The sequence below is a fragment of the Paenibacillus sp. P4_E11 genome, from assembly GCF_056401635.1.
Genome location: NZ_JBFUIX010000315.1, coordinates 1 through 2,621, shown reverse-complemented (window position 1 = coordinate 2,621; position 2,621 = coordinate 1). Strand labels below are relative to the sequence as shown.

Sequence of the window (2,621 nt, the reverse complement as noted above, 5' to 3'; positions counted from 1 at the left end):
GATATACTCCATCGTACCACATGGGACAGACCGGACACAAGCTTAATTGTGTATATTTGATGTAAAATTCTGAATTGTTTCCAAGGCACGCTCTACTAACTTCTCGTTTTTCATTTTTTTGTTGCGAATCCGCTCACCCGTTGGAGGCAGTAATCCGAAATTAGCATTCATCGGTTGAAAATGATCAGGATCTGCAGACGTAATATAGTGGGCCATGCTGCCCAACGTCGTTTCTGGCGGAACCGTCAAGCAACTTTCCCCTCTGGCCATACGCCCCGCATTCAATCCGGCAATCAAGCCAGATGCTGCAGATTCTACATACCCTTCAACGCCTGTCATCTGCCCGGCAAAAAACAAATCATCCCGTTTGGCAAATTGATACGTAGGACGAAGCAGCCTTGGCGAGTTGATAAATGTGTTGCGGTGCATGACACCGTAGCGGACGAATTCGGCATTCTCCAGACCAGGGATCAGGGAGAAAACCCGCTTCTGCTCCCCCCATTTCAGGTGAGTCTGGAATCCAACCAGATTATAAAGCGTACCTGCCGCATTGTCTTGGCGCAGTTGAACGACCGCATACGGCAGTTTACCGGTGTGAGGATTCACTAACCCGACCGGCTTCATCGGACCGAACAGGGCCGTCTGCTTGCCCCTTCTGGACATGATCTCAATGGGCATGCAGCCTTCGAAATAAATTTCTTTCTCGAACTCTTTCACCGGAGCCGTTTCCGCTGAGATCAGAGCATCATGAAATACGTCGAATTCCTCCTCGGTCATCGGGCAATTCAAGTAGGCCGCTTCTCCCTTATCATAGCGGGAAGCCAGATACACTTTGCTCATATCGATCGAGTCTTTCTCTACGATCGGCGCTGCAGCGTCATAAAAATACAAGTATTCTTCACCCATCAGCTGTTTCAGCTCTTCCGACAATGCAGGCGAAGTCAGAGGACCTGTGGCAACAACTGTAATTCCTTCAGGCAAGGCTGGAAGCTCCTCGTTGCGCACCTCGATTAGCGGGTGGTTGCGCAGCGTAGACGTGACTTCGCCGGAAAACCCATCGCGGTCCACAGCCAAGGCCCCTCCTGCTGGCACGGCGTGCTTGTCGGCACAAGCCATAATGAGTGAGTCTAAGCGTCGCATCTCTTCCTTCAACACACCTACTGCGTTCGTCAAGCCATTGGCCCGCAGCGAATTGCTGCAGACGAGTTCAGCGAACTTATCTGTAATATGGGCTGGCGTTTTCCGTACAGGCCGCATTTCGTACAAAATCACCGGAACACCTTGCTGCGCGATTTGCCATGCGGCTTCGCTACCTGCAAGTCCTGCCCCGATGACGGTAACTTTCCCTATATCCTTCACTTCTCTGTTCCTCCACTAGGCTGTCGTTGTGTTGGATGTTCATATAAATAGGCAACACGTGAGCATTGCTTATGCCATTTCATGTGAACAGGCAGCATTGCGCGCTGCTGCCCATTTATATGAAGTCCAGCGCCACGATCGACTATCTCAATAGTCAGCGTCGCCATCTTCTTCTGATATGATTTCTTCCTTATGACTGCACACCGTACAGTTATAATGGGAACCGGATTTGTTCGTCTTCTCGATCATTAACCCGCCGCACTCCGGACATGGCTTACTTGCAGGTTTGTCCCAGGAGACGAAGTCGCAGCCCGGATATTGGTCGCATCCGTAAAAGACACGTCCTTTCTTGCTGCGGCGCTCAATGACCTTGCCTTCCTTGCACTTCGGACACGTAACCCCGATGTCCTTAACAATGGGCTTGGCGTTGCGGCAATCCGGGAATCCTGTGCAAGCGAGAAACTTGCCGAAGCGCCCCATCTTGATTGCCATCATCCGACCGCACTTGTCGCAAGGAATGTCGGTAATCTCATCCTGTATTTCGATTTCCTTCATTTCTTCCTCGGCATATTCCAACCGCTTCTCGAACGTCTTATAAAATTCGTCGAGTACATTCACCCAGTCAACCGTGCCTTCTTCTACATGGTCGAGTCCTTCTTCCATACGGGCGGTGAACTCAACGTTGAGAATTTCCGGGAAGAACTCAACCATAAGCTGGATCACAWGTCCTCCGAGCTCAGTCGGAATGAACTTCTTCTCCTCCATTGCCACATAGCCGCGCTTCTGAATCGTCTCCAGCGTCGGTGCATACGTACTCGGACGTCCGATGCCCATTTCCTCCAAGGCACGAACAAGTCGGGCTTCGGAGTAACGCGGAGGCGGCTGCGTGAAGTGCTGCTTGGGCTCGATACTCTTATTCGTCAGCTTATCCTTTTCCTTGAGCGGCGGCAGCATCTTATCGTCTTCCACAGCAACATCGTCCGTACCTTCCACGTACACCTTCATAAATCCGGGAAACTTCACCTTAGAACCGACCGAGCGGAACTGCACATCGCCTACCGCTATGTCGACTGTCATCGTATCCAGTACGGCCGACGCCATCTGACTAGCAAGAAATCGCTCCCATACGAGCTTATACAAGCGGAACTGATCTCGGCTTAAATAACCTTTGACTTCTTCCGGCGTTTTCAGAACAGATGTCGGACGAATCGCTTCATGCGCGTCTTGAGCATTAGCATTTTTCTTCAAATATACTCTTGGCG

General features: G+C 51.0%; 2 protein-coding genes. Both read right to left on the bottom strand.

Annotated features, from left to right (window positions below; genetic code table 11):
• Window positions 1-42: 42 nt before the first annotated feature.
• Window positions 43-1,359, bottom strand: coding sequence for an FADH(2)-oxidizing methylenetetrahydrofolate--tRNA-(uracil(54)-C(5))-methyltransferase TrmFO (gene trmFO, locus AC1DWB_RS33360; protein ID WP_477545388.1), 1,317 nt, complete (start codon window positions 1,357-1,359; stop codon window positions 43-45).
• Between the two features lie 147 nt (window positions 1,360-1,506).
• Window positions 1,507-2,621, bottom strand: a 1,115-nt coding sequence (locus AC1DWB_RS33355) for a DNA topoisomerase (RefSeq protein WP_477545387.1), incomplete at its 5' end; no start/stop codon positions are given.